Annotated in this window: 39 protein-coding genes and 3 pseudogenes; all 42 read right to left on the bottom strand. The window is 61.6% G+C overall.

The features are described 5' to 3' along the window. Positions 1 to 133: 133 nt before the first annotated feature. Positions 134 to 358 (bottom strand): annotated as a pseudogene (locus CCR82_RS18600) (dCTP deaminase); the annotation flags it as partial. A gap of 6 nt (positions 359 to 364) precedes the next feature. Further along, positions 365 to 1,033 (bottom strand): annotated as a pseudogene (locus CCR82_RS18605) (Hint domain-containing protein); the annotation flags it as partial. Positions 1,034 to 1,042: 9 nt separating this feature from the next. Continuing rightward, a pseudogene (locus tag CCR82_RS18610) lies at positions 1,043 to 1,396 on the bottom strand (dCTP deaminase); the annotation flags it as partial. 123 nt (positions 1,397 to 1,519) lie between these two features. Then, positions 1,520 to 2,560 carry a LysR family transcriptional regulator gene (locus tag CCR82_RS07340; RefSeq protein ID WP_201244744.1) on the bottom strand — a complete coding sequence of 347 codons (1,041 nt, stop codon included), beginning with the start codon at positions 2,558 to 2,560 and terminating at the stop codon, positions 1,520 to 1,522. Between the two features lie 91 nt (positions 2,561 to 2,651). Further along, positions 2,652 to 3,944: a twin-arginine translocase subunit TatC gene (gene tatC / locus CCR82_RS07345; protein WP_201244745.1), complete on the bottom strand. Its 1,293-nt coding sequence runs from the start codon at positions 3,942 to 3,944 to the stop codon at positions 2,652 to 2,654. 10 nt (positions 3,945 to 3,954) lie between these two features. Further along, positions 3,955 to 4,260, bottom strand: coding sequence for a Sec-independent protein translocase protein TatB (tatB, locus tag CCR82_RS07350; protein WP_201244746.1), 306 nt, complete (start codon positions 4,258 to 4,260; stop codon positions 3,955 to 3,957). Positions 4,261 to 4,320: 60 nt separating this feature from the next. Then, positions 4,321 to 4,593, bottom strand: coding sequence for a twin-arginine translocase TatA/TatE family subunit (gene tatA / locus CCR82_RS07355; RefSeq protein WP_201244747.1), 273 nt, complete (start codon positions 4,591 to 4,593; stop codon positions 4,321 to 4,323). 175 nt (positions 4,594 to 4,768) lie between these two features. Then, positions 4,769 to 5,086 carry a phosphoribosyl-ATP diphosphatase gene (locus CCR82_RS07360; RefSeq protein WP_201244748.1) on the bottom strand — a complete coding sequence of 106 codons (318 nt, stop codon included), beginning with the start codon at positions 5,084 to 5,086 and terminating at the stop codon, positions 4,769 to 4,771. A 75-nt stretch (positions 5,087 to 5,161) separates the two neighbouring features. Beyond that, positions 5,162 to 5,902 (bottom strand): 1-(5-phosphoribosyl)-5-[(5-phosphoribosylamino)methylideneamino]imidazole-4-carboxamide isomerase, encoded by a 741-nt coding sequence (gene hisA, locus CCR82_RS07365; protein ID WP_201244749.1) that lies wholly within the window; start codon positions 5,900 to 5,902, stop codon positions 5,162 to 5,164. A 34-nt stretch (positions 5,903 to 5,936) separates the two neighbouring features. Beyond that, positions 5,937 to 6,548 carry an imidazoleglycerol-phosphate dehydratase HisB gene (hisB, locus tag CCR82_RS07370; protein ID WP_201244750.1) on the bottom strand — a complete coding sequence of 204 codons (612 nt, stop codon included), beginning with the start codon at positions 6,546 to 6,548 and terminating at the stop codon, positions 5,937 to 5,939. Positions 6,549 to 6,630: 82 nt separating this feature from the next. Beyond that, a complete protein-coding gene (gene dtd, locus CCR82_RS07375; RefSeq protein ID WP_201244751.1) occupies positions 6,631 to 7,068 on the bottom strand; it encodes a D-aminoacyl-tRNA deacylase in 438 nt (145 codons plus the stop codon). 31 nt (positions 7,069 to 7,099) lie between these two features. After that, positions 7,100 to 8,041: a prolyl aminopeptidase gene (pip, locus tag CCR82_RS07380; RefSeq protein ID WP_242513332.1), complete on the bottom strand. Its 942-nt coding sequence runs from the start codon at positions 8,039 to 8,041 to the stop codon at positions 7,100 to 7,102. An 81-nt stretch (positions 8,042 to 8,122) separates the two neighbouring features. Further along, a complete protein-coding gene (locus CCR82_RS07385) occupies positions 8,123 to 8,911 on the bottom strand; it encodes an SAM hydrolase/SAM-dependent halogenase family protein (RefSeq protein ID WP_201244752.1) in 789 nt (262 codons plus the stop codon). Positions 8,912 to 9,002: 91 nt separating this feature from the next. Next, complete coding sequence (gene rplQ / locus CCR82_RS07390) at positions 9,003 to 9,392, bottom strand: 50S ribosomal protein L17 (protein WP_201244753.1); 390 nt, start codon at positions 9,390 to 9,392, stop codon at positions 9,003 to 9,005. A 31-nt stretch (positions 9,393 to 9,423) separates the two neighbouring features. Then, positions 9,424 to 10,443, bottom strand: coding sequence for a DNA-directed RNA polymerase subunit alpha (locus CCR82_RS07395; RefSeq protein WP_201244754.1), 1,020 nt, complete (start codon positions 10,441 to 10,443; stop codon positions 9,424 to 9,426). 20 nt (positions 10,444 to 10,463) lie between these two features. Then, positions 10,464 to 11,084, bottom strand: a complete 621-nt coding sequence (gene rpsD, locus CCR82_RS07400) for a 30S ribosomal protein S4 (RefSeq protein ID WP_201244755.1) — start codon at positions 11,082 to 11,084, stop codon at positions 10,464 to 10,466. A gap of 13 nt (positions 11,085 to 11,097) precedes the next feature. Continuing rightward, a complete protein-coding gene (rpsK, locus tag CCR82_RS07405; protein WP_201244756.1) occupies positions 11,098 to 11,484 on the bottom strand; it encodes a 30S ribosomal protein S11 in 387 nt (128 codons plus the stop codon). Between the two features lie 83 nt (positions 11,485 to 11,567). Then, positions 11,568 to 11,924: a 30S ribosomal protein S13 gene (gene rpsM, locus CCR82_RS07410; RefSeq protein WP_201244757.1), complete on the bottom strand. Its 357-nt coding sequence runs from the start codon at positions 11,922 to 11,924 to the stop codon at positions 11,568 to 11,570. Positions 11,925 to 12,029: 105 nt separating this feature from the next. Continuing rightward, entirely contained in the window at positions 12,030 to 12,143 is a 114-nt protein-coding gene (gene rpmJ, locus CCR82_RS07415) for a 50S ribosomal protein L36 (RefSeq protein WP_200344028.1), read from the bottom strand. 88 nt (positions 12,144 to 12,231) lie between these two features. After that, on the bottom strand, positions 12,232 to 13,584 hold the full coding sequence (gene secY / locus CCR82_RS07420) for a preprotein translocase subunit SecY (RefSeq protein ID WP_201244758.1): 1,353 nt from the start codon (positions 13,582 to 13,584) through the stop codon (positions 12,232 to 12,234). A 25-nt stretch (positions 13,585 to 13,609) separates the two neighbouring features. Further along, the gene (rplO, locus tag CCR82_RS07425) at positions 13,610 to 14,047 is read right to left on the bottom strand and encodes a 50S ribosomal protein L15 (RefSeq protein ID WP_201244759.1); all 438 of its coding nucleotides are present in this window, start codon (positions 14,045 to 14,047) and stop codon (positions 13,610 to 13,612) included. A gap of 1 nt (position 14,048) precedes the next feature. Then, positions 14,049 to 14,237: a 50S ribosomal protein L30 gene (rpmD, locus tag CCR82_RS07430; protein WP_201244760.1), complete on the bottom strand. Its 189-nt coding sequence runs from the start codon at positions 14,235 to 14,237 to the stop codon at positions 14,049 to 14,051. A gap of 9 nt (positions 14,238 to 14,246) precedes the next feature. After that, positions 14,247 to 14,753 (bottom strand): 30S ribosomal protein S5, encoded by a 507-nt coding sequence (rpsE, locus tag CCR82_RS07435; protein ID WP_201244761.1) that lies wholly within the window; start codon positions 14,751 to 14,753, stop codon positions 14,247 to 14,249. A gap of 10 nt (positions 14,754 to 14,763) precedes the next feature. Continuing rightward, a complete protein-coding gene (rplR, locus tag CCR82_RS07440) occupies positions 14,764 to 15,120 on the bottom strand; it encodes a 50S ribosomal protein L18 (RefSeq protein ID WP_201244762.1) in 357 nt (118 codons plus the stop codon). A 9-nt stretch (positions 15,121 to 15,129) separates the two neighbouring features. Continuing rightward, the gene (rplF, locus tag CCR82_RS07445) at positions 15,130 to 15,663 is read right to left on the bottom strand and encodes a 50S ribosomal protein L6 (protein ID WP_201244763.1); all 534 of its coding nucleotides are present in this window, start codon (positions 15,661 to 15,663) and stop codon (positions 15,130 to 15,132) included. A gap of 11 nt (positions 15,664 to 15,674) precedes the next feature. Beyond that, entirely contained in the window at positions 15,675 to 16,073 is a 399-nt protein-coding gene (rpsH, locus tag CCR82_RS07450; RefSeq protein WP_201244764.1) for a 30S ribosomal protein S8, read from the bottom strand. A 208-nt stretch (positions 16,074 to 16,281) separates the two neighbouring features. Next, positions 16,282 to 16,587: a 30S ribosomal protein S14 gene (gene rpsN, locus CCR82_RS07455; RefSeq protein ID WP_201244765.1), complete on the bottom strand. Its 306-nt coding sequence runs from the start codon at positions 16,585 to 16,587 to the stop codon at positions 16,282 to 16,284. Positions 16,588 to 16,602: 15 nt separating this feature from the next. Next, a complete protein-coding gene (gene rplE / locus CCR82_RS07460; RefSeq protein ID WP_201244766.1) occupies positions 16,603 to 17,142 on the bottom strand; it encodes a 50S ribosomal protein L5 in 540 nt (179 codons plus the stop codon). A gap of 4 nt (positions 17,143 to 17,146) precedes the next feature. Next, on the bottom strand, positions 17,147 to 17,464 hold the full coding sequence (gene rplX / locus CCR82_RS07465; protein ID WP_201244767.1) for a 50S ribosomal protein L24: 318 nt from the start codon (positions 17,462 to 17,464) through the stop codon (positions 17,147 to 17,149). 72 nt (positions 17,465 to 17,536) lie between these two features. Next, positions 17,537 to 17,905, bottom strand: a complete 369-nt coding sequence (rplN, locus tag CCR82_RS07470) for a 50S ribosomal protein L14 (protein ID WP_201244768.1) — start codon at positions 17,903 to 17,905, stop codon at positions 17,537 to 17,539. Between the two features lie 85 nt (positions 17,906 to 17,990). After that, a complete protein-coding gene (gene rpsQ, locus CCR82_RS07475; protein ID WP_201244769.1) occupies positions 17,991 to 18,251 on the bottom strand; it encodes a 30S ribosomal protein S17 in 261 nt (86 codons plus the stop codon). Continuing rightward, positions 18,248 to 18,457: a 50S ribosomal protein L29 gene (gene rpmC / locus CCR82_RS07480; RefSeq protein ID WP_201244770.1), complete on the bottom strand. Its 210-nt coding sequence runs from the start codon at positions 18,455 to 18,457 to the stop codon at positions 18,248 to 18,250. Before rpmC ends, rpsQ begins: the two co-directional genes overlap by 4 nt. Continuing rightward, on the bottom strand, positions 18,457 to 18,870 hold the full coding sequence (gene rplP, locus CCR82_RS07485; RefSeq protein WP_201244771.1) for a 50S ribosomal protein L16: 414 nt from the start codon (positions 18,868 to 18,870) through the stop codon (positions 18,457 to 18,459). Before rplP ends, rpmC begins: the two co-directional genes overlap by 1 nt. A gap of 3 nt (positions 18,871 to 18,873) precedes the next feature. After that, on the bottom strand, positions 18,874 to 19,548 hold the full coding sequence (gene rpsC / locus CCR82_RS07490; RefSeq protein ID WP_201244772.1) for a 30S ribosomal protein S3: 675 nt from the start codon (positions 19,546 to 19,548) through the stop codon (positions 18,874 to 18,876). Positions 19,549 to 19,551: 3 nt separating this feature from the next. After that, on the bottom strand, positions 19,552 to 19,896 hold the full coding sequence (gene rplV, locus CCR82_RS07495) for a 50S ribosomal protein L22 (RefSeq protein ID WP_201244773.1): 345 nt from the start codon (positions 19,894 to 19,896) through the stop codon (positions 19,552 to 19,554). A 10-nt stretch (positions 19,897 to 19,906) separates the two neighbouring features. Continuing rightward, positions 19,907 to 20,185: a 30S ribosomal protein S19 gene (gene rpsS / locus CCR82_RS07500; protein WP_200343995.1), complete on the bottom strand. Its 279-nt coding sequence runs from the start codon at positions 20,183 to 20,185 to the stop codon at positions 19,907 to 19,909. A 21-nt stretch (positions 20,186 to 20,206) separates the two neighbouring features. Further along, positions 20,207 to 21,034, bottom strand: coding sequence for a 50S ribosomal protein L2 (gene rplB / locus CCR82_RS07505; protein WP_201244774.1), 828 nt, complete (start codon positions 21,032 to 21,034; stop codon positions 20,207 to 20,209). 82 nt (positions 21,035 to 21,116) lie between these two features. Further along, positions 21,117 to 21,413, bottom strand: a complete 297-nt coding sequence (gene rplW / locus CCR82_RS07510) for a 50S ribosomal protein L23 (RefSeq protein ID WP_201244847.1) — start codon at positions 21,411 to 21,413, stop codon at positions 21,117 to 21,119. 8 nt (positions 21,414 to 21,421) lie between these two features. After that, positions 21,422 to 22,030 (bottom strand): 50S ribosomal protein L4, encoded by a 609-nt coding sequence (gene rplD, locus CCR82_RS07515; protein ID WP_201244775.1) that lies wholly within the window; start codon positions 22,028 to 22,030, stop codon positions 21,422 to 21,424. Between the two features lie 2 nt (positions 22,031 to 22,032). Beyond that, positions 22,033 to 22,686 carry a 50S ribosomal protein L3 gene (gene rplC / locus CCR82_RS07520; protein WP_201244776.1) on the bottom strand — a complete coding sequence of 218 codons (654 nt, stop codon included), beginning with the start codon at positions 22,684 to 22,686 and terminating at the stop codon, positions 22,033 to 22,035. 10 nt (positions 22,687 to 22,696) lie between these two features. Further along, positions 22,697 to 23,008, bottom strand: a complete 312-nt coding sequence (gene rpsJ, locus CCR82_RS07525) for a 30S ribosomal protein S10 (RefSeq protein ID WP_201244777.1) — start codon at positions 23,006 to 23,008, stop codon at positions 22,697 to 22,699. Between the two features lie 5 nt (positions 23,009 to 23,013). Then, on the bottom strand, positions 23,014 to 23,141 hold a 128-nt coding region (locus CCR82_RS07530; protein WP_476702790.1), incomplete at its 5' end, for an EF-Tu C-terminal domain-related protein.

Genomic DNA, 23,141 nt, shown 5'->3' on the forward strand with positions numbered 1-23,141 from the left:
CAAAGTCGAGTGAGACACACCGCCTCGAATACATTCAGCTGTTGGAGTTCGGGAGCCGAATATTGCGCATGCACAGATGCAAGCGCGGCGAATGTTGGGTGTGAGTCTATGTTGGTCCCACACTGACAGCTTATCAGGACCTCGGCAAGGTTACGCCGCGCTGCCCCTGATACTTTCCGCCACGATCCTTGTATGAGGTCTCGCAGACCTCGTTCGACTCCAGAAACAGGATCTGCGCCACACCCTCGTTGGCGTAGACCTTGGCCGGCAGCGGGGTCGTGTTCGAGAACTCGAGCGTTACATGCCCTTCCCATTCGGGTTCTAAGGGCGTGACATTGACGATAATGCCGCAATTGCTGACGAATACACCGGCGGCAAGCGCAAAATTGCCGGCCTCTGGCACTGTTAAGCAGTAGACGTCGTGGTCACCCTTAATCTCGCGAATTCGCTGTATCTTGTGGTTGTATACAACCGCTGACTGCCCTTTTTCACGAAATGCAGGCAGCGCCGAAGCTGGTTGGAGGCGCTCAGCGTTGTGCAGCCGGATGCGCTCAGACGCCGCTAGGCGCTCGACCGTCCCGGGCAGACTGCTGAGGCGGTCGCAGTCTTTGTGATGCCGGTGCGTTCCGGGCACAGCCTCGTCGAGGCCATTGCGCAGGTTCCATTCATCGGCAAGCCGATGCGTTGGATACAGATGACCATTGGACGGCTGATAGGCCATCTCGCATCCACGAGCAAGATGCCGATACAAAGGCATCAATGAATCGTTCGGGCGCAACTCATTGGCCGCGAGCATGCGGCCATCACGCAGCACGAATTCGTGATCCGGCGTGCAATGGATCTGCTGGCCATTGTCCAGCGTCAGCTCGAGCAATGCGTCGCGGCCGATATAGCGCGGGGCCTCGAGCAGAGCGGCGATCACACGGCCATATTGGCCAATGCTGTAGCCCCAGAACAGCTCTCCCTGCTCGGCCCGCCGTGCCATCTCCTCCAAGGTGGGGGTGGAGCCGTCGAGCAGCGCAACGCGCGTGTCGCCGCGAAAGCACCGAGCATAAGTGCTCTTGCCAAGACAGATGGTCAGCACATTGCGCGGGATACGGAAGTATTCGACTGTGCGCGCCAGGGCAAAGGAGTTGGGCGGGATGATGCAGACGTCGGACTTAAGATTGACGAAGCTCGAGGAGTCGAAGTTTTTCGGGTCGACCACGGCCGAGTTGATGTTGGTGAAGATCTTGAACTCGTCAGCACACCGGATATCGTAGCCGTAGCTCGAGGTGCCGTAGGAGATGACACGACCACCGCTTTCGGATTCCCGCACTTGGCCGGGAATGTAGGGTTCAATCATGCCCTGCTCGCGCGCCATGCGGCGAATCCAGCGGTCGGATTTGATGCTCATAGTGTCGACGTTGTACCGAAAACAGGGAGCCAGGGTCGTTGATCGACCGGGCTCGAATACTAAAGACAGGATCCAGCGCTGCCGGCTTACTTTAAGCGCTTGAGCGCCTTCCCGCTTAGCTGATCAGCCGAGCAGCCCGTCCTCAAAAGAGTCATCACCGGCGGGCGGCGGCTGGCCGGGACGCTCGCCGCCAGTCAAGAACAGCTCGGTCATCAGTGCCTGGAAGCGTTTGCTGCTCGCAGACATGAACTTGCCGCGCCTGAGTACCAGCCCATAGCTGCGCGCTGGGAAATAGGCATCCAATGGCCGCCGTGCTAGCGGCTCTTCGCCGGTGAGGCAGACCTCGGTGACGATCGAGATGCCGAGCCCAAGCGCGACGTATTTCTTGATCACCTCCCAACCGCCGGCCTCGAGCCGCACCTTGTAGCTCAGCCCCTGCTGCCGAAACACCAGGTCGACCAGTCGCCAGGTGCTCAGATGTCGCGGCGGCAAGATCAGCCCATGCTCGGCGATATCCTGCAAGGAGACCTCGGGGTTCTGCACCAGCGGATGCCCCAAGGGCGTAATCAGCACCGGCCGGTAGGTCACGATCGGAATGTAGCGGATATCGTCTGGCACCTCGAGCATCGAGCCCACGGCCAGATCGACCTCATCGGCACGCACCATCGCCAGGCCATCGCGACCAGTGACATTGTGCAGCTGTAGCTCGATATCCGGATACTGATCGGCGAAGCGCTGGATCGGCTCGGGCAGGATGTAGAGGATGGTCGATTCACCCGCGGCGATATCGAGCCGGCCGCGATCGAGTCGCCCGCATTGCGCGGCGAAGGTCTCCTGCAATCCATCGACGCCTTGCACCAGCGGTTGCGCCAGTTCGAACAGCAAAGCGCCCTCGGGGGTAAGTTGAATCTTCGGGCCGCGACGCTCGAAGAGGATCGTGTCCAACTCGCGCTCGAGCGATTGAATCTGCAGCGAGACGGTGGGCTGACTGAGCGAGACCAGCTCGGCGGCGGCACTGACGCTGCCGACCCGTGCCGCATGGCAGAAGGCACGCAACTGCTTGAGGCGATTTTGACTGCCACGTCCGGTGGCCGCGCCCGCCTTTTCCCGGCGACGCGCCAACGGCGCAGAAGACTGCTCTTGGTCGGTGGGCGAGCGGGTCATCCCTGGTCACGTCTGATGTGAGCACTCCCGGTACAGAGTGCCGAGAGCACGGGCCAATCCCCTATCCACCAAGCGAACGCCAAAGGCTCAGTCACCGGTCCAGATCGACGAGGATATTGCGAGCAACCGCGCGTTGGTCAGCGTTACCTTCCTCGAGGACGCGATAGAGCAGTTGCTTGGCATGGGCGACCTCACCCGATGTCCGAAGCTGGTTCGCCTTGCGGATCAGGGCCTCGATCAGCGCGACCTGAGCCGACTCATCGGTGGCGGTTGGCGCTGAATTGGGGCCTGGCTTAGCTGCCAAGGCCTCAAGTTCCTCGGCCTCGATGGCGTCGAGTTCGGCTTCCATCTCCTCATCGCTCATGGGGCGATAGCGCCCTAGCTCGTCGCGATCGCCGCCATCGAGTTCACTGCCAACGGGGGACGACGAAGCGTCCTGCGGCGAGTCGTCAGGCGCTGATGGCTGAGTCGCTGACTGAGTGGCTGACTGAGTGGCCGACTGGGCAGCTGCGGGAGACGCAGGGCCGCTCGGCCCAGCATCGTCAGGCATCCTTGCCGGATCACTGCCACCGTCATCATCATCATCCAACCGGCGCTGAACGAAGCGCGAAAAGAAGATACCAGCCTCGAACAAAAGCCACATCGGCAACGCCAACAGGGTCTGGCTGATCACATCCGGGGGCGTGAGCAACATGCCGGCGACGAAGACGCCGACGATCACATAGGGGCGCTTACGCCGCAGCGCCGCAGGCGTGGTCGCGCCGATGGCGACCAGCAGGATGGTCGCAATGGGGATCTCGAAGGCGATGCCGAAGGCGAAGAAGAGCTTCAGCACGAACGCGAGATAGAACTCGATATCGGGCATCTGCGCGACACCTTCGGGTGTCACCGCCGAGAAGAAGCCGAACACGAGCGGAAACACCGCGTAGTACGCGAACAGCATCCCGAGGTAGAACAGCACGATGCTGGAACTGACCAGCGGCAGCGCCAAGCGCTTCTCGTGGGTGTAGAGGCCCGGCGCGATGAAACCCCAGAACTGATAGAGCAAGTAAGGCATCGCGACGAAGACCGCGACCACCAAGGCCAGTTTGAACGGGGTCAGGAACGGCGAGGCCACCTGTGTGGCGATCATCTGCGAGCCGACCGGCAACTGCGCGCGGATCGGCTCGGCGACGAAGGTGTAGAGATCGTTCGCAAACGGGAACAGGACCAGGAACACCAGCAGGATGGCGACGACCATCCGGATCAGGCGATCGCGCAGCTCGACCAGATGCGAGATGAACGGCTGCTCAGCGCCCAAGCCGTCGGGCGTCGGATCGGGCGCGTCACCCGACACAGGGGCGGTCTGCTGCTGCGAGGTCTCTTGTCGGGAGGGCGCTGTCATCCGGCGAGACTCATGAACGATCCTGGGACCCTTCGCCGGGGGATGACGCCGATGGCTTTGCGCTCGTGCGCGAGCCACTGCCCTCTTCGAGGATGGTCTCCAGCGGATTGCTTTCGGCCTGCTTGCGCAGGATCGCTTTCAGCTCGTCGGCCTTGATCTCGCGGTCGATCTCCTCCTTGACGGCGGAGAAGGCACGCCGCGCCCGGCCGACCCAGAGCCCAGCGGTGCGCGCCAATGTCGGCAGCCGCTCGGGCCCAACGACGATCAGTGCGACCACGCTGATGACCAGCAGCTCCAATGCGCCTATATCGAACATCTGATCCGCCTCGCTCCAGCCCGTTCAACCGCTCGATGGCGCAGCCCGCCATCGCGCCTCTCAGACCTGGGTCTTGTCCGCCGGCTTGCCCGAGGTTGGGTCGACCGTCGACCCGCTCGACTCGGACGCCTGCTCTGACTTGGCCGCATCGAGCCGTTTCGGGTCCTCGTCCTCGTCGGCTGATTTATCAGCCTCCGACATCGCCGAGCGGAAGCCCTTGACCGCGTTACCGAGGTCCGAGCCGATGCTCTTCAATCGCTTGGTGCCGAACAGCAGCACGACGATCAAGAGGATGATCAACAGTTGCCAAATACCAATTCCACCGACGCCCATCGAAACCTCCAGGACAAGCCTTGATGTCACCCCTAGTGGGTAAGCTTAAGTGTTCGTTTTCCCAACGCTCAGGCAGCCGCCGCGCGAACGCGGCTCCGCGAGCCGTGACCCGCGACTATACCGCATGCCCAAGTCGCCGTGCATAGATGCCGGCAATCATGTCGACAGCATCGGCCTACTCCGAGCGAGCGGCCTTCTCGGTGAGCCCCGAGAGGCCGAAGCGCCGATCGAGTTCCGCGAGCACCGCATCCGGATGCAGCCCCTGGTCCGCCATCAACACCAGCGAGTGGAACCAGAGATCAGCCAGCTCGTAGACCAGCTTCTCCGGGTCGCCATCCTTGGCGGCCATCACGGTTTCCGTCGCCTCCTCGCCGATCTTCTTGAGGATCGCATCGAGCCCCTTGCCATAGAGCTTGGCGACATAGGAGGTGCTGGGATCTGCGCCCTTGCGCGCCTCCAACACCTCGGAGAGCCGATTCAGGACATCGGACACGTGACTGAACTCCCGTGATCTGTGATCGACGACTGGTGACCCATACTGATCCAAGCGGACGCCGAAGCAGAGGCCTCAGGCCTCGGCGGCGCCCGCCGCGATGCGCTGTCCCTCGGCGAAATCGAGGGTGCCTTCATAGATGGCGCGACCGGTGATGGCGCCGATGATACCGGGCTCGGCGACCGCCGCCAGTGCCCGCAGGTCATCGAGATGGGTAATGCCGCCAGAAGCGATCACCGGGATGCGGATCGCATCGGCGAGCTGTCGTGTGGCCTCGATATTGGGCCCGGTCAGCATGCCGTCGCGGCCGATGTCGGTGTAGACGATGACCTCGACGCCGTCGTGCTCGAAACGCCGCGAGAGCGCCTCGACCCGATGCTCGGTGACCTCGGCCCAGCCATTGATCGCGACCTGCCCGTCCTTCGCATCCAGCCCGACGATGATATGCCCCGGAAAGGCGGCGCAGGCGCGGGCGACGAGTTCCGGTTCCTTGACCGCCTGGGTGCCGATGATGCACCAATGCACCCCGGCCTCGAGATAGGCGCCGATGGTGCGTTCATCGCGAATGCCGCCGCCGACCTGGATCGGCAGCTCGGGAAAGGCGGCGGAGATGGCGTGGATGGCATCGCCATTGACCGGCTCGCCGGCGAAGGCGCCGTTGAGGTCGACCAGATGCAGCCGTTTGGCGCCCGCCGCGACCCAGCGCCCGGCGACCTCGACTGGATCATCGGCGAAGACGGTCTCGTCCTCCATGCGCCCCTGGCGCAGGCGCACGCAGCGGCCGTCCTTGAGGTCGATTGCGGGAATCAGCAGCATCGCGGGCCCTCCAGCGGGCGATTGAGGTGAATGGTCAGAGATGACCCTTGGTCGACGGGGTGATACCCGCCATGCGCGGGTCGGGCTCCACCGCCATACGCAAGGCGCGACCAAACGCCTTGAACACGGTCTCGGCCTGATGATGCGCATTGATGCCCCGCAGGTTATCGATCTGCAGGGTCATCGCCGCATGGTTGACCAGCCCCTGGAAGAACTCGCGCAGCAGATCGACATCGAAGCCGCCGATCAGGGCGCGGGTATAGGGCACCTCATAGGTCAGCATCGGCCGCCCGGAGAGGTCGATCACGACCCGCGACAGGGCCTCGTCCAGGGGCACATAGGCATGACCGTAGCGGCGGATGCCGGCCTTGTCGCCCAGGGCTGCGGCCAGTGCCTGGCCAAGCGTGATCCCAACATCCTCGACCGTGTGATGCGCATCGATGTGCAGATCGCCGGTGGCCTGCACCTCGAGGTCGATCAGGCCATGGCGGGCGATCTGATCGAGCATGTGCTCGAGAAAGGGCACGCCGGTCTCAAAGCGCGCATGCCCGCTGCCGTCCAGATCGAGCGTGACACGCACCTCGGTCTCGAGCGTCTTGCGCTCGATCTCGGCGCTGCGATGGGTGGAGGTCTCAGTGGCCGTCATGGATGTCGATGCAGGGGTTCGCTCAGTTCAGGGTCTCGATCAGCGGCTCGCGCGCAGGCCAGCCGTACAGTATAAACAGGACTCAGGTCTCGAGCCAGAAGGTGACCGGACCGTCGTTGGTCAGGCTCACCTGCATGTCGGCGCCGAAGCGACCGCTGGCCACCGGGGCATGGCACTCGCGCGCGCGTTCGAGCAGCAGGTCGAACAGGTGCTTGCCGATCTCGGGGGCGGCCGCACTGGTGAAGCTGGCGCGGGTGCCCTTCTTGGTATCGGCGGCCAGGGTGAACTGAGGCACCAGCAACAGCCCGCCACCGATGTCGACCAGACTGCGGTTCATGCGCCCGCTCTGATCGGGAAAGACCCGATAACCGAGCAGGCGTTCCAACAGGCGCTGCGCGCGCGCCTCGTCGTCGCCCTGTTGCACCCCGACCAAGACCAGCAGTCCGGTCTCGATGGCGCCGACCAGGTTGCCGTCGACATGCACCTGGGCCGCGCTGACCCGTTGCAATAAGCCGATCATCGCCGCTTCTCGGGATTCGATCGCGGTGGGCTCAATGGAGTTCCGCCGCCAGACGATCGGTTGCGGCCACCAACGCTTGCGCGATCCCGGGCTCGAACGCGGCGTGGCCGGCATCATCGATGATCTCGAGCGAGGCGCTCGGCCAGGCTGCGGCCAGCTCCCAGGCCGAGCGCAGCGGACAGATCAGATCATAGCGACCCTGCACGATGACGCCCGGGATCTCGCGCAGGCGCGAGGCGTCGTCGAGCAGTTGGCGCGGACGCAGGAAGGCCTGATGGACGAAATAATGGCATTCGATCCGCGCCAGGCTCAAGGCGAGCCGCTCGTCGCTGAAAGCGCTGCGGATCGTCTTGTCTGGCAGCAGAGTCGCGCAGCGCCCCTCCCAGATCGACCAGGCCTTGGCGGCGGTCAGCCGGGTGGCCGGGTCGTCTCCGGTCAGGCGTCGATGATAGGCACTGAGGAGATCATCCTGCTCCTGCGCCGGGATCGGGGCCAGGAAATCGCCCCAGTGGTCGGGGAAGATCCAGTTCGCGCCCTGTTGGTAGAACCAGGCGATCTCCTCGGGGCGACAGAGGAAGATACCGCGCAGCACCAGCGCGCTGACGCGCTCGGGATGAGTCTCGGCGTAGGCCAAGGCCAGCGTCGAGCCCCAAGAGCCGCCGAACACCAGCCAGCGCTCGAGACCCAAGTGTTCGCGGATGCGCTCCAAGTCGGCGACCAGATCCCAGGTGCTGTTGTGCTCGAGGCTCGCGTGCGGTGTCGAGCGCCCGCAGCCGCGCTGATCGAGGAGGATGATGCGATAGCGTTTGGGATCGAAGAAACGCCGATGCGAGGGCCCACAACCGGCGCCCGGCCCACCGTGCAGAAACACCGCCGGCATGCCGTTGGGATTGCCGCACTGCTCAAGATAGAGTGTATGGCCCTCGCCGACTGCGAGGCGCTCCGAGGCAAAGGGTTCGATGGGGGGATACAAGGGGCTTCGGCGTCTCCGCGCAATCGGGGCGTTCAGTGTTGGAGATAGGGGCGCGACACGGATTTCAAGGCGCCGCCGGTTTCAAGGTGCTGCTGCCGGAGGCGGCCGGCTGGAGATCGGATCGCCGAGCCCAAGCCCCAGGCAGTGATCGGCCCGCCCCTGATTCACGGCCAGTTCGACCAGATCGAAGGCGTTGCGATACCAAAAGGCCTCGCCTGCCGCGACGTCGGCGAAGGTGCGTGCCGAGTTCAACGCATGTGTGCCAGCCTGCACCTCGGCATCGGCCGCAAGGCGATCGGCAGGCAAACCGGTGATCAGATTGCCGAAGGCGTCCACATAGCAGATGCGAGCGCAATCGGTGGGCCAGTCAGCGCCGACCAGTTGGCTCGCCGCGACAGGCTCGGCCTCCAGCCATTCCCCCGCGACCAGCCGCGCCGCCGCAGGCACGAACAGATCACGGCCATGAAAGGTCGCCGAGAGCTGGGCTGGGCGCCAGTGCAGGCGGAAGACCTGTGCATTCGGATGAGCGCGCAACAACGGCATCAGCAGACCATTATCGGGTGCCAGCCACCAACCATGCGCCGCGCATTGGGCGATGATGAGCCCGCGATCGGTGCCCACCCCCGGATCGACTACGCAGGTGTAGAGCGTCATCGATGGCATGCCACGGGCCAGGCCGGGCAGCAGATAGGCGGCCAGCTCCGGGCGGCAGGCTGGCAGATCGGAGATCAGCTCGATCACGGGCACCGCCGGCGCCAGCTCGCTCAGGCGCAGCCGCATCTGGCCGACGTAGGGACCAGCGCCGAAGTCGGTCAGCAAGGCGATGCGCCTGGGGTGATCGGGCTGTTGTCGCGGCCGTCGTTCTGGCATCAGGCGCGTCCCAAAACGCAAACGGCCGGGTCGAACCCGGCCGTTTCAGCGCAAGACACCGGCATCGCCCAGCGTCTCAACGGGGCTGGACTCAATCGTCATCCTCGCCCGAGGTCTCGTCGATGGGACGATCGACCAGCTCGACATAGGCCATCGGCGCTGCATCACCGGCGCGGAAACCGCACTTGAGGATGCGCAGATAGCCGCCAGGACGCTCACTGTAGCGCGGGCCGAGTTCGGTGAAGAGCTTGCCGACGGCCTTCTTATCGCGCAGCCGGGCGAAGGCCAGGCGCCGATGATGGACCGAATCCTCCTTCGCCAAAGTGATCAAGGGCTCGGCCACGCGGCGCAGCTCCTTGGCCTTCGGCAGGGTCGTCTTGATCAGCTCGTGCCGGAACAGCGAGCCGGCCATGTTGCGGAACATCGCCTCGCGGTGAGTGCTGTTCCGGTTGAGTTTTCTTCCAGCTTTTAGATGTCGCATTGTTCTGTTCCGATCGGTAATGTTCCGGTCGCTACTTGACCATCAACTCTTCGATGTTCTCGGGCGGCCAATTCTCCAGGCGCATGCCAAGCGATAAGCCGCGGGTGGCCAAGACATCCTTGATTTCGGTGAGCGACTTCTTGCCTAGGTTGGGCGTCTTCAGGAGTTCCACCTCGGTGCGCTGGATCAGATCACCGATCAGATAGATGTTCTCGGCCTTGAGGCAATTCGCCGAGCGCACCGTCAGTTCCAGCTCGTCGACCGGACGCACCAGGATCGGATCATAGGACGGCTCGTTCGGGCGCTCTTCACTGCCAAGGCTATCGACCGGCCCCCCAGTTTGATCCAAATCAACAAAGCTGCCGAGCTGGTCGCGCAGGATGGTCGCCGCGCGCTGGACCGCATCCTTGGCATCGAGCGTGCCATCGGTCTCGATATCGATCACGAGTCGATCGAGATCGGTGCGCTGTTCGACGCGCGCCGCCTCGACATCGATCGCGACCCGCAACACCGGGCTGAAGGTCGCATCGAGCGGCAGCTTGCCGATCGGACGCTCCTCGGCGCCATTGGCCTCGCGCACGCTCGCCGGCTCATAGCCGCGTCCGCGGCGCACGGTCAGCGACATGCTTAGCTCACTTTTTCCGGTCAGATTCGCGATCACCAGATCAGGATTAGCGATCTCGGCCGTGTGATCGATTGCGATATCGCCGGCAGTGACCGCACCGGGGCCAACTTTGCTCAGGGTAAAGGTCCCTTCATCGCGCCCATGCAAGCGGATGGCCAGTTGCTTGAGGTTCAATAGGATCTCAAGGACATCCTGCTGAACACCCTCGATCGTGGTGTACTCATGCAAGATACCCTGAATCTCGACCTCGGTGACAGCAAAGCCCTCCATCGAGGACAATAGGATTCGCCGAAGCGCGTTGCCGAGCGTGTGCCCGAAGCCGCGCTCGAAAGGCTCGAGCGAGACCTTGGCGCGATGCGGACTGCCGGCGACGGGATCGACCTTGACGATGCGCGGCTTGAGAAAGCCGCCTGCGACGTCTGACATAGAAAACTCCCTCGGCGGCGTTACTTGGAGTACAACTCGACGATGAGCGACTCATTGATATCGGACGGTAGATCGACCCGGTCCGGAACCCGCTTGAAGACCCCTTTCGCCGACTTGCTATCGACTTCGATCCATTCTGCGAACCCATTCGCCTCGGCCAAGGCTAGCGCGTTTTGCACGCGCACCTGCTTTTTAGCCTTTTCTCGGACCTCGATCTCGTCATCGATCGAGACCTGATAAGACGGGATCGATAGCACCTTGCCATTGACCAACACGCCTTTGTGACCGATCAGCTGCCGTGCCTCGGCGCGGGTGGCACCAAAGCCCATTCGATACACCACATTATCGAGCCGACGTTCGAGCAGCTGCAGTAGGTTCTCGCCGGTCGCACCCTTGCGGCGCGCGGCCTCGGCATAGTAATTCCGGAACTGCTTTTCCATCACCCCATAGGTGCGACGGACCTTCTGCTTCTCGCGCAGCTGTAGGCCGTAATCGGAAAGACGACGGCGCCGATCAGCCGCTTGCCCAGGCTGTTTCTCCAGATTGCACTTGGTCTCAAGCGCGCGTGCCTTACTCTTAAGACCAAGGTCGACGCCTTCGCGGCGTGCCAGTTTGCAGGTGGGCCCAATGTATCTCGCCATGTTCTCTGCCCCGTTAGACGCGCCGCTTCTTCGGCGGTCGGCAACCATTGTGTGGGATCGGTGTCACGTCGGTGATGCTCGCGACCTTGAAACCCGCGTTGTTCAATGCACGAACGGCAGATTCACGACCTGGCCCCGGACCTTTGACATGGACATCGAGGTTGACAACGCCGAACTCCTTCGCGGCCTGGCCGGCGCGCGTCGCGGCCACCTGGGCCGCGAAGGGCGTGCTCTTACGCGAACCACGAAAGCCAGAGCCGCCGGAGGTCGCCCAGGTCAGGGCATTACCCTGCCGATCAGTGATCGTGATGATGGTGTTATTGAACGAGGCGTGAACATGGGCCACGCCGTCCGCCACCTGCTTCTTAACTTTTTTGCGCGTGCGCAGCTGCTTAGCCACTGTATTCTGTCTCCGAGCGGAAAAGGCATTCCCTGCCGCCGGCGCGTTTTCGCGCCAATCGGTCAGAGGTCCCCTAGACGGGTTTAACGACGAACCGGGCGCCGCGGTCCCTTGCGTGTGCGCGCGTTGGTACGCGTGCGCTGACCACGCAGCGGAAGACCGCGGCGATGGCGAATACCTCGGTTACAACCGAGGTCCATCAGGCGCTTGATATTCATCGACACCTCACGCCGGAGATCACCCTCAACCGAGTATTTGCCAATCTCGGTACGAAGACGATCAATATCATCCTCGGATAGCGTGCGGACGGGCGTGGTGGTCGGCACCTGAGCGGCCTCGCAGATCGCGGCCGCCCGAGTCCGCCCGATCCCATAGATCGATGTCAAGGCAATGACCGTGTGTTTTCGGTCTGGAATGTTGACTCCGGCGATTCGAGCCATGCGCGTTGCGCTCCTGAGCGTTCGGTTCTTTTAGAAGAAAAAGTGTAAACAGGGCAGTTTAGCATCGCACGCTTTCAGATGAAAGCAGCAACACTAGCGCACAGATCAGCCCTGGCGTTGTTTGTGCCGCGGATCTTTACAGATCACGCGAATCGTGCCATTGCGACGGATGGTCTTGCAGTGGCGGCAGATCTTTTTGACAGATGCTCTTACCTTCATGGTTCTCTCCGTTTTCGTTGGAGGGGCGCGGCCTCAATCGCCAACGCGGGGACGAGCGCTTCGCCGCGCCGCCCCCATACAAGTCTTGTTATCGCGTTAGACCCGCCCCGGGCGCTTTCAGATTGGCCTTCTTCATCAGACCCTCGTACTGATGGGACATCAGATGCGCCTGGACTTGGGCCATGAAGTCCATCACCACCACGACGACGATCAGCAGCGAGGTGCCGCCAAAGTAGAACGGTACATTCCAACCGACGATCAGGAACTCAGGCAGCAGACAGACGGCGCTGATGTACAGCGCGCCGGCGGCTGTGAGCCGCGTCATGACCGAATCGATGTAACGCGCGGTCTGCTCGCCGGGGCGAATCCCTGGGATGAAGGCGCCCGAGCGCTTTAGGTTATCGGCGGTATCCTTGGCGTTGAAGACCAAGGCAGTATAGAAGAAACAGAAAAAGATGATCGCGGTCGCATAGAAGATCACATAAACCGGTTCACCCGGCGAGAGCTTGCTCGTAATGTCCGCGAGCCAGCGCATGTTCTCGGACTGACCGAACCATTGCCCAAGCGTTCCCGGGAACAGGATGATGCTGGAGGCGAAGATCGGCGGAATCACTCCAGCCATGTTCAGCTTCAGTGGCAGATGTGTGCTTTGCGCCGCAAGCATGCGTCGACCCTGTTGCCGTCGCGCATAGTTGACGGTGATCCGGCGCTGCCCGCGCTCGACGAAGACCACGAACGCAGTGACCGCGAGCGCCAGCGCAAAGAGGGCAAGCACGGCGAGCGCATTCATTTCACCGGTGCGCACCAGCTCCAAGGTACCGCCGACAGCGGCTGGTAGCCCCGCGACGATACCCGCGAAGATGATCAGCGAGATACCATTTCCAATGCCACGCTCGGTGATCTGCTCGCCGAGCCACATCAGGAACATGGTGCCGGTCACCAGGGACACCGCTGCGGTAAAGACAAAGCCGAAACCCTGCTGGACGACTAAGGCGGAACCTCCGGCTGTCTGTCCCTGCAATGCAATCGAGATCCCTATCGCTTGGAAGGTAGCCAAGACCACGGTGCCATAGCGCGTGTATTGGGTGATCTTGCGGCGGCCGGCCTCGCCTTCTTTCTTCAGCTGCTCGAGCTGCGGGATGACCGCCGTCATCAGCTGCATAATGATGCTCGCCGAGATGTACGGCATAATCCCAAGCGCGAGGATACTTGCCCGCTCCAGGGCGCCGCCCGAGAACATGTTAAACATGTCCAGGATCGAGCCCTGGTTCTGATCGAAGAGAACGGCCAACGCCTCGGGGTTCACCCCCGGCACCGGTATAAAGGTGCCGATACGGTAGACGAGCAGCGCACCGACTACGAACAGCAGCCGCTGTCGTAACTCGGTCAGCCGCCCCATTCCGCCGAGCGACTGCATCATCGATGCCGTGTTCTTCGCCATCTTCGCGCCCCTATTGAGCTATCGGTTAACTGTCGCTGACCGATCCGCCGGCCGCTTCGATCGCGGCACGCGCGCCCGCGCTGACCCGCAGGTCCTTGACCTGATAGGCGCGATCAACCTCACCGGACTTGATGAGCTTGATCGACGAGACGGCACCGGTGACTAGTCCCGCAGCACGCAGGCTCGCCAGGTTAACCTCGGTGCCCTCGAGCCGCTTCAGCTCGCTAAGCCGGATCTCATCCTTGATCACAGCCTTGCGCGAGCGAAAACCAACCTTGGGCAGACGCCGCTGCAACGGCATCTGCCCACCTTCGAAGCCGGTCTTATGGAAGCCGCCTGTGCGCGACTTTTGGCCCTTGTGGCCACGGCCAGCCGTCTTGCCGAGCCCGCTACCGATACCGCGACCGACGCGTTTGGCGTCGGGGCGGCTACCTGGCTCGGGTGAAAGAGTATTCAGATGCATCTCAACCGTCCTCCAAAACGCGGACCATGTACTGCACCTTGTTCACCATCCCGCGCGTCGCTGGCGTATCTTCCACCTCGACGATTTGGTGCATGCGCCGCAAGCCGAGGCCGCGAACACAATCCTGGTGCATCTTCAAGCGCCCGTGCATGCTACGCACGAGCTGAACCTTCAGCCTGTTCTCCGCCATGTCTTGCTCCTAACCTAGGATCTCATCGACGGTTTTGCCGCGCTTGGCCGCAACCACCTCAGCATCGGCCATACCGGCGAGGCCATTGATCGTCGCCTGCACCACATTGATGGCGTTATTGGTACCGATGCACTTCGCCAGCACATCCTGCACCCCGACCACCTCGAACACCGCGCGCATCGCACCGCCGGCGATGATGCCCGTCCCTTCAGAGGCCGGCTGCATGTAGACATGCGCCGCGCCGTGCCGGCCGTTGACCGGATACTGTAGGGTCGAACCCTTAAGCTTAATATCGACCATATTCTTACGCGCGCTCTCCATCGCCTTCTGGATCGCGACCGGGACTTCGCGCGCCTTACCGGTGCCATAGCCGACCCGGCCCTTACCATCACCAACCACGGTGAGCGCACCGAAGCCAAACACGCGGCCGCCCTTGACGACTTTCGCGACCCGGTTGACCGAGATGAGCTTCTCGAGCAGATCGTCGCCTTCGGGCTTGGGGTTGTAATTCGACATCATCGTCTCCTCAGAACTGAAGCCCGTGCTCGCGCGCGGAATCGGCCAGCGCCTTGACGCGGCCGTGATACTTAAACCCGGAGCGGTCAAAGCTGACCTTCTCGACTCCCGCCGAGCGCGCTCGATCGGCAATCGCTTGGCCGATCTTCGCCGCCGCGCTGATATTACCGGTCTGACCTTCGCAGGCTGTCTTAAGCTCCTTTTCGACCGTTGAGGCGCAAGCAATCACGCGATCACCATCAGCACCGATCACCTGGGCATAGATATGGCGCGGCGTGCGAAAGATGCAGAGCCGATAGCCACCGAGTTCGCGAATCTTGGCCCGGGCGCGCGTTGCGCGCCGCAGCCGCGCATGTTTCTTATCCATCCGCATCACCTATTTCTTCTTGGCTTCTTTACGCAGGACCTGTTCATCCGCGTAACGAACGCCCTTGCCCTTGTACGGTTCCGGCGGACGGAATCCGCGAATCACCGCGGCGACCTGACCGACCTGTTGTTTATCGATGCCGCGCACCACGATCTCGGTGGGTGTCGGCGTATCGATCTCGATGCCATCTGGAACCGGGAAGTCGATCGGATGCGAATAACCAAGCGCGAGGTTCAGCACCTTCCCCTTGGCTTGCGCGCGATACCCCACACCAACGAGGCTGAGCTTACGCTCGAAGCCGCTACTGACGCCGTGCACCATATTGTTTAGCAGGGCGCGCGTCGTGCCGACCATCGCCCACTGCTCATCCTCGTCATTTGCGGGACGCGTAGTGACGATGGCACCATCAATCTCGACCTCGACGAACGGGTGTACTGACCACGAGAGTGAGCCCTTCGGCCCTTTAACGGTGACATCGCGACCGGACATCGACACATCGACGCCGCTCGGTATCTTGACGGGTGCTTTCGCTATTCTGGACATGACAACCTCCCTTAGGCCACGTAAGCCAGGATTTCGCCGCCGTGTCCAGCCTGGCGCGCAGCACGATCGGACATCAGGCCTTGTGAAGTCGAGACGATGGCAACACCAAGGCCGTTCCAGACACGAGGCAGCTCATGTTTGCCACGATAGATGCGCAATCCAGGCCGCGACACACGCTTCAGGAACTCGATCACCGGCTTGCCGCGGTAATACTTGAGTCTGAGCACCAGTTGCGGCTTGGCTTTTTCATCGTCCTCAACGGACACATCGGCGATATAGCCCTCATCGCGCAGGAGGTTGGCGATGGCTTGTTTCTTCTTCGAGAGCGGCATCGAGATCGTAATCTTGCCGCGCGCCTGGCCGTTGCGGATGCGCGTCAGCATATCCGCAATGGGATCGGTCATACTCATTAGATTGACTCCAGGGTCAGACCGCCGGTGAGAGCGCGATACCCTTTAGGGTTTCTCGATCCTGGTCGCCTCTGGCGAACAGGGTGATCGGACACTCCGATCGAATCCGCCGGCACATGCAATCCCGGACGGATTTTTATTTTTAGCCTCTTTAGGCTTGGCTTGAGAGGAACTTTAGGTCCCGCTCAATAGGTGGATCGAGCGCCATCTACCAACTGGCCTTGACCACGCCCGGTACGTCGCCGCGCATCACCGCTTCACGCAATTTGTTGCGTCCAAGCCCAAACTTCCGGTAGACCGAATGCGGCCGACCACTGACTCGGCAACGACGCTGGTACCGCGTCGGACTGGCATCGCGCGGCAGTTTTTGCAGGGCTACCACTGCAGCCTCGACCTGATCTTGATCGGCACTCCGATCGTTGATGACAGCTTTCAACCGCGCACGCCGTTCTGCATAGCGTTGCGCAATCCGTGCACGCTTTTGGTCGCGCGCGATCATGCTCTTTTTCGCCAACCTTGCCTCCGAAAATTAGGTACGAAACGGGAACTGGAAGACCTCGAGCAATGCGCGCCCTTCCTCATCGGTACGTGCCGTGGTGGTAATAACGACATCCAGGCCGCGCACGGCATCGATCTTATCGTAGTCGATCTCCGGAAAGATGATCTGCTCGCGCACACCGAGCGAGTAGTTGCCGCGCCCGTCGAACGCCTTGGGACTAAGCCCACGGAAATCCCGCACACGGGGGATTGCGACATTGATCAACCGGTCGAGGAATTCATACATGCGCTCGCGACGCAGCGTAACCTTGCAGCCGACTGGCCAGCCCTCACGGATCTTGAACCCGGCGACCGACTTACGCGCCTTGGTCACAATCGGCTTCTGGCCCGCGATCTTGGTCAAATCGCCGACGGCAAAATCCATGACCTTCTTGTCCGTCACGGCCTCACCCACACCCATGTTCAGGGTAATCTTGGTGAGCCGAGGAACCTGCATCACGCTCTTATAGCCAAAGCGCTCGCGCAGTTCGCCGACGAACTTTTCATGATAAATCGTCTGTAGCCTAGACATAACTTTACCCAACGTCCACGACTTCGCCGTCGGACTTGAAAACACGGACCTTTCTACCGTCCTCGAGGGTCTTGAATCCAACCCGATCCGCGCGTCCAGCTGCGGGGTTGTAGACGCCGACATTCGAGCGATGCAATGGCATCTCCTTGTCAACGATACCGCCGGGAACGCCCTTCTGCGGGTTCGGCTTCTGGTGCTTCTTCGCCATATTGACGTTTTCCACCACGATGCGGTCACCATCCATCTTCAGCACGGTGCCGCGTTTGCCCTTATCCTTGCCGGTGATAACCATGACGTCATCGCCTACTTTGATCTTGTTCATGACTTGAACCTGCCTGCTACCGTTCTGGTGCCGCTCGTATATGGGCCATCCACTGCCATCAGAGACCTGTATTCAGAGGACCTCGGGCGCGAGCGAAATAATCTTCATAAAGCGCTCACCGCGCAATTCACGCGTCACAGGCCCGAAAATTCGAGTGCCAATGGGCTGCAGTTGATTATTCAATAACACCGCCGCATTCCCGTCAAAGCGGATCTGCGAGCCATCGGGTCGCCGTACACCCTTGCGTGTGCGCACCACGACCGCATTATAGACGTCGCCCTTCTTGACCTTGCCGCGCGGGATCGCATCCTTCACCGTGACTTTGACCACGTCACCGATGCCCGCATAACGCCGGTGCGATCCGCCAAGCACCTTAATGCACTGCACTGAGCGGGCACCGCTATTATCGGCCACGCCGAGGCGGGTTTGCATTTGAATCATTGTATGAACCTACCTTTGCAACTGCTGAGCGGATATCAAGCGAGACCCGACTCGTGCGTCCAAGTCGACGAACCGCGAGTGCGGCTTAACGCGCGCGCTCGACGACCTCGACCAACCGCCAACTCTTGGTTTTCGACAGGGGCCGGCACTGCTCAACGCGCACCCAATCACCCTTATTGCATTCGTTAGTATCGTCATGCGCATGCACCTTAGTGGAACGGCGCATAAACTTACCGTACAACGGATGTTTGACCCGGCGCTCAATAATCACGGTAATGGTCTTATCCATTGCGTTACTGATCACCTGACCAGTGAGCACGCGATTGCTGTCATTCTTTTCACTCATTGACCGCTCCCCGCCAAGGCCTTGGTTTGCTCAGTCATTAGGGTCTTGATCCGGGAAATGTCACGTCGTACCGCTTTCACCCGCGACGGCCGTGATAACTGGCCGGTACGCTGCTGCATACGCAAATTGAACTGCTCCTTGAGCAGTTCATGCAGCCGCTTCTGCAACTCGGTCTGACCGAGTGTGCGTAGTTCTTGAGCCTTCATCAGAGCACCGTCCTCTTCTCGAACCTGGTCTGCACGGGGAGTTTCGCGGCAGCGAGCTGAAAGGCATCGCGCGCCAACTCCTCGGAGACCCCCTCGATCTCATAGAGCATCCGTCCGGGTTGAATCAGCGCCACCCAATATTCAACGTTGCCCTTACCTTTACCCATGCGGACCTCGAGCGGCTTTTTCGAGATCGGCTTATCCGGAAAGACACGAATCCAGAGTTTGCCGCCACGCTTGACCTTACGCGTGATGGCGCGCCGTGCCGACTCGATCTGTCTCGCTGTCAGACGACCGCGACCGACCGCTTTGAGACCGAACTCACCGAACGAGACCTGACTGCCGCTTTGTGCCAGGCCGCGATTACGCCCCTTGTGCTGCTTTCGAAATTTTGTACGCTTTGGCTGCAGCATGGCTCAACCCTTCTTCTCGGTCTTGTCTTTAACGCCGGCGCCCGGAAAATCGCCAAGAATCTCACCGCGGAAGACCCACACCTTCACACCCAGGATGCCGTAGGTTGTCTGTGCTTCGGCGAAGCCATAGTCGATGTCCGCACGCAACGTGTGCAATGGCACCCGACCCTCGCGATACCACTCCGAGCGCGCAATCTCGGCACCATTCAAGCGGCCGGCAATATTCACGCGCACACCGCCAGCGCCAGCCCGCATAGTGCCTTGCACCGCACGCTTCATCGCCCGTCGGAACATGATGCGCCGCTCGAGCTGCTGGGCAATGCCCTCAGCAACTAACTGGGCATCGAGTTCAGGCTTACGGATCTCCTCGATGCTGATGTGCACCGGAATCCCCATACGCCCGGAGACCTCGGCGCGTAGCTTGTCGATATCGCCGCCCTTTTTACCGATGACGACGCCCGGACGCGCGGTATGGATAGTGATATGCGCGTTGCGTGCCGGGCGGTTGATCTGGATACGACTCACCGAGGCGTTCGCGAGCTTCTTCTTGAGAAACTCTCGCACCTCGAGATCGTTGTTCAACAGATCGGGATAATCCTTCGAACTCGCGTACCAGGTCGAATTCCAATCCTTGACGATGCCGAGCCGAATACCAACTGGATGTACTTTTTGTCCCATGCCTCAACCCCGACCGTCGCGTTCGGCTACCCGGACACTAATGTGGCTGGTGCGTTTTAAGATTCGCGTCGCTCGGCCCTTGGCGCGAGCGCGCAGGCGCTTCATCGTCGGACCCTCGCCCACTTGCACCTCGACGACGTGCAATTGGTCGATGTCCGCCCCGGCGTTGTTCTCGGCATTGGCGATCGCCGACTCCAAGAGCTTGCGCAGCATGCGCGCGCCTTTCTTGGTGCTGAACGCCAGATCATTGAGTGCGCGCTCAACGTGCTGTCCGCGAATCTGATCCGCGACCAGCCGCGCCTTCTGCGCCGAGAGACGCGCATACTTCAGTGTCGCTGCTGCTTGCATGGCTTATCCCCTAGCGCTTCTTGGCCTTGCGGTCCGCCGCGTGACCGCGGAAGGTCCGAGTCAGCGCGAATTCGCCAAGCTTATGGCCAATCATGTTCTCATTGATCAACACCGGCACATGCTGGCGACCGTTGTAGACGGCGATGGTCAGACCGACCATCTCCGGCAAAATCATCGAACGGCGCGACCAGGTCTTGATCGGCCGTTTACTATTCTGGGCCACCGCATCCTCGACCTTCTTGGCCAAGTGATGATCGATGAACGGGCCCTTGCGGATCGAACGTGCCACGTGATCGCTCCTCGCGTTGTCTTACTTGCGCCGACGACGACGTACGATCATGCCGTCCGTACGCTTGTTGTTTCGAGTCTTATGGCCCTTGGTCGGCAGTCCCCAGGGGCTCACTGGATGACGACCGCCCGAGGTGCGGCCTTCACCCCCACCGTGCGGGTGATCCACTGGATTCATGACCACGCCGCGCACCGTCGGGCGCACGCCGCGCCAGCGCGAGGCCCCCGCCTTACCGAGCTTGCGCAGGCTGTGCTCGCCGTTGCCGACGACACCGATCACGGCGCGGCAGTCGGCATGCACCTTGCGCATCTCGCCGGAACGCAGCCGCAAGGTCGCGGAGTCACCCTCACGGGCGACGAGCTGCACCGAGGCGCCTGCCGCGCGCGCCAACTGCGCGCCCTTGCCGGGACGCATCTCGATGCAATGAACCTCGGTACCGACCGGGATATTGCGCAACGGCAAGCAGTTACCGACCGCGATCGGCGCCGTCTCCGAGGCCATCACGGTCGCGCCTTGGCTCAGCCCCTTGGGCGCGATGATGTAGGCGCGCTCGCCGTCGGCATACTTGAGCAGGGCGATGTTGGCGCTGCGGTTCGGATCGTATTCGATCCGCTCCACGACTGCCGGCACCTCTTTCTTGCGGCGCTTGAAATCGATGAGCCGAAAGCGCTGTTTATGGCCGCCACCACGATGCCGCACCGATATACGGCCCTGATTATTACGACCACCAGTCTTTGCTTTCTTCGAGAGCAATGCCTCGTGGGGCTCACCCTTGTGCAGCCCTTTTCCGGTGATCTTGACGACGAACCGCCGGCCGGGCGATGTCGGATTTGTTTTCACGATAGCCATTGTCTGTTATCCGTGTCGTTGATGGGCCTTAGCAGGTACCGCCGTGCGCGAGCTTCACGCGCCGTCGCTCAAGCTCAGCCGATCAGGCACCGCCCCCAAAGTCGATATCATTGCCGGGCGCGAGGCGCACATAGGCCTTGCGCCAGCCAGGCCGCTTGCCTAGCCGCGCACCAAAGCGCTTCGCCTTGCCCTTAACATTCAGCACCTGCACCGAGTCGACCTTGACCTCGAAGAGCAGCTCGACGGCCTGCCCGATCTCGCGCTTGGTCGCGGTTGGCTCAACTTTGAAGGTGTATTGCGCGGACTGATCGGCGATGAGCGAGGTTTTCTCGGAGATGATCGGTCCGAGCAGCACCTTCATCAGGCGTTCTTGATTGATACCCGCATTCATGACAGACGCTCCTCTAGAAGGCGCAATGCAGCCTCGGTGACGATCAGATGTTCGGCCGCGACTAGGCTGACGGGATCGACGCTGGTGGCCGTATCGACCCAAACGCCCGGTAGATTGCGGGCACCCAATGCCAGGTTGTCCTCAACCTCATCGACGAGGATCAATGCGCGCTCGACACCGTACTCGGCCAGCTTCGCGCGAACCTCTTTCGTCTTCGGCGCGCTAATGCTCAGCTCAGAGACCAGGATCAAGCGCTCGGCGCGGATCAGCTCCGAGAGGATCGAGCGCACCGCGCCACGATACATCTTGCGGTTCACCTTCTGCTCGTAGCTGCGCGGCTGAGCCGCGAAGGTCACACCGCCGCTGCGCCATAATGGGCCACGGCTGGTACCGGCTCGGGCCCGGCCAGTTCCCTTTTGTCGATATGGCTTAGCTCCGCCACCGCTTACCGCGGCACGATTTTTTTGCGCTTTGGTTCCGGAGCGCGCACCGGCCAGATAGGCCGTCACGACTTGGTGCACAAGCCCAGGCTTGTAGTCGACACCGAAGACCAGGTCAGCAACCTGGACCGACGACGACTCGGCGTTGCGAATAGCCAGCTCCATGATTAACCCTTCCGATTCTTCTGTTTCACCGAGGGCACCACGAACAGGCGCCCTCCGGCTGGACCCGGTACGCCGCCGCGGATCAGCAAGAGATTGCGATCAACGTCGACCCGGATCACCTCGAGATTCTGCTGACAGCGGTTCTCGTTGCCCATCTGGCCAGCCATCTTCTTACCCTTGAGCACGCGCCCTGGAGTCTGGCATTGACCAATCGACCCCGGAGCCCGGTGCGACAACGAGTTACCGTGGGTGCTGTCCTGGCCGTGGAAATGATGCCGTCTGATGGTTCCGGTGAAGCCGCGCCCCTTGGTGACGCCGCGCACATCAACTTTTTGACCAGACTCGAACAACGAGACCGACAGCTCACCACCCTCGCTCAAATCCTCACCCTCGCCGGAGGCGAGACGGAATTCACGCAGCACTGAACCGGGCTCGGTGCCAGCCTTCGCGAAATGCCCAGCCATCGGCTCGGTCACCCGCGTTTTACGACGGCGCCCCGTGGTTACCTGAATCGCACGGTAACCATCACGTTCCTCAGTCTTAGTCTGCGTCACGCGGTTCGGCTGCACCTCGATCACGGTGACCGGAACGGAGCGACCGTCGTCACTGAAGATGCGGGTCATACCGGCTTTGCGGCCGATCACACCAATGGCCATCGTCTTAACCTCAGCTCAGTTTGATCTGTACGTCGACACCGGCAGCCAGGTCGAGCTTCATCAGGGCGTCAACCGTTTTATCGGTCGGATCAACGATATCCATCAGCCGCTTGTGCGTGCGTAGCTCGTATTGGTCACGGGCGTCCTTGTTAACATGTGGCGAAATCAGCACGGTATAGTGCTCATGTCGCGACGGCAGCGGGACGGGACCGCGCACCTGCGCCCCGGTTCGCTTCGCCGTATCGACGATCTCGCGCGCGGACTGGTCGATCAATCGATGATCGAATGCCTTGAGTCGGATGCGTATGCGTTGGCTAGCCATGCCCTTTACTCGATGATCTTCGCGACGACGCCGGCGCCGACGGTGCGTCCGCCTTCGCGCACCGCGAAACGCAACCCTTCTTCCATCGCGATCGGCGCGATCAGCTGCACGGTCATCTTCACGTTGTCGCCGG

Origin of the sequence: Halochromatium salexigens (genome assembly GCF_016653295.1) — a bacterium.
Taxonomy (GTDB): Bacteria; Pseudomonadota; Gammaproteobacteria; order Chromatiales; family Chromatiaceae; genus Lamprobacter; species Lamprobacter salexigens.

Coding starts and splice junctions, on each gene's coding strand:
- CCR82_RS07395 (WP_201244754.1), bottom strand. CDS start 10,443: ATGTCAGACGTCGCAGGCGGCTTTCTCAAGCCGCGCATCGTCAAGGTC.
- hisB (WP_201244750.1), bottom strand. CDS start 6,548: ATGACGGCCACTGAGACCTCCACCCATCGCAGCGCCGAGATCGAGCGC.
- rplC (WP_201244776.1), bottom strand. CDS start 22,686: ATGGCCATTGGTGTGATCGGCCGCAAAGCCGGTATGACCCGCATCTTC.
- rplD (WP_201244775.1), bottom strand. CDS start 22,030: ATGGAGCTGGCTATTCGCAACGCCGAGTCGTCGTCGGTCCAGGTTGCT.
- tatB (WP_201244746.1), bottom strand. CDS start 4,260: ATGTTCGATATAGGCGCATTGGAGCTGCTGGTCATCAGCGTGGTCGCA.
- rplN (WP_201244768.1), bottom strand. CDS start 17,905: ATGATTCAAATGCAAACCCGCCTCGGCGTGGCCGATAATAGCGGTGCC.
- rpmD (WP_201244760.1), bottom strand. CDS start 14,237: ATGGCGGAGAACAGGCTGAAGGTTCAGCTCGTGCGTAGCATGCACGGG.
- rpsJ (WP_201244777.1), bottom strand. CDS start 23,008: ATGGCTAGCCAACGCATACGCATCCGACTCAAGGCATTCGATCATCGA.
- rpsH (WP_201244764.1), bottom strand. CDS start 16,073: ATGAGTATGACCGATCCCATTGCGGATATGCTGACGCGCATCCGCAAC.
- rplR (WP_201244762.1), bottom strand. CDS start 15,120: ATGGATAAGAAACATGCGCGGCTGCGGCGCGCAACGCGCGCCCGGGCC.
- rpsD (WP_201244755.1), bottom strand. CDS start 11,084: ATGGCGAGATACATTGGGCCCACCTGCAAACTGGCACGCCGCGAAGGC.
- rplX (WP_201244767.1), bottom strand. CDS start 17,464: ATGAACAAGATCAAAGTAGGCGATGACGTCATGGTTATCACCGGCAAG.
- secY (WP_201244758.1), bottom strand. CDS start 13,584: ATGGCGAAGAACACGGCATCGATGATGCAGTCGCTCGGCGGAATGGGG.
- rplQ (WP_201244753.1), bottom strand. CDS start 9,392: ATGCGACATCTAAAAGCTGGAAGAAAACTCAACCGGAACAGCACTCAC.
- rpsE (WP_201244761.1), bottom strand. CDS start 14,753: ATGTCGAATTACAACCCCAAGCCCGAAGGCGACGATCTGCTCGAGAAG.
- rplE (WP_201244766.1), bottom strand. CDS start 17,142: ATGTCTAGGCTACAGACGATTTATCATGAAAAGTTCGTCGGCGAACTG.
- rplB (WP_201244774.1), bottom strand. CDS start 21,034: ATGGCTATCGTGAAAACAAATCCGACATCGCCCGGCCGGCGGTTCGTC.
- rplF (WP_201244763.1), bottom strand. CDS start 15,663: ATGTCCAGAATAGCGAAAGCACCCGTCAAGATACCGAGCGGCGTCGAT.
- rpsM (WP_201244757.1), bottom strand. CDS start 11,924: ATGGCTCGAATCGCCGGAGTCAACATTCCAGACCGAAAACACACGGTC.
- dtd (WP_201244751.1), bottom strand. CDS start 7,068: ATGATCGGCTTATTGCAACGGGTCAGCGCGGCCCAGGTGCATGTCGAC.
- rpmC (WP_201244770.1), bottom strand. CDS start 18,457: ATGAAGGCTCAAGAACTACGCACACTCGGTCAGACCGAGTTGCAGAAG.
- rpsQ (WP_201244769.1), bottom strand. CDS start 18,251: ATGAGTGAAAAGAATGACAGCAATCGCGTGCTCACTGGTCAGGTGATC.
- CCR82_RS07385 (WP_201244752.1), bottom strand. CDS start 8,911: ATGCCAGAACGACGGCCGCGACAACAGCCCGATCACCCCAGGCGCATC.
- CCR82_RS07340 (WP_201244744.1), bottom strand. CDS start 2,560: ATGACCCGCTCGCCCACCGACCAAGAGCAGTCTTCTGCGCCGTTGGCG.
- tatA (WP_201244747.1), bottom strand. CDS start 4,593: ATGGGCGTCGGTGGAATTGGTATTTGGCAACTGTTGATCATCCTCTTG.
- rpmJ (WP_200344028.1), bottom strand. CDS start 12,143: ATGAAGGTAAGAGCATCTGTCAAAAAGATCTGCCGCCACTGCAAGACC.
- rpsC (WP_201244772.1), bottom strand. CDS start 19,548: ATGGGACAAAAAGTACATCCAGTTGGTATTCGGCTCGGCATCGTCAAG.
- rplP (WP_201244771.1), bottom strand. CDS start 18,870: ATGCTGCAGCCAAAGCGTACAAAATTTCGAAAGCAGCACAAGGGGCGT.
- rplV (WP_201244773.1), bottom strand. CDS start 19,896: ATGCAAGCAGCAGCGACACTGAAGTATGCGCGTCTCTCGGCGCAGAAG.
- tatC (WP_201244745.1), bottom strand. CDS start 3,944: ATGACAGCGCCCTCCCGACAAGAGACCTCGCAGCAGCAGACCGCCCCT.
- hisA (WP_201244749.1), bottom strand. CDS start 5,902: ATGCTGCTGATTCCCGCAATCGACCTCAAGGACGGCCGCTGCGTGCGC.
- rplO (WP_201244759.1), bottom strand. CDS start 14,047: ATGCATCTGAATACTCTTTCACCCGAGCCAGGTAGCCGCCCCGACGCC.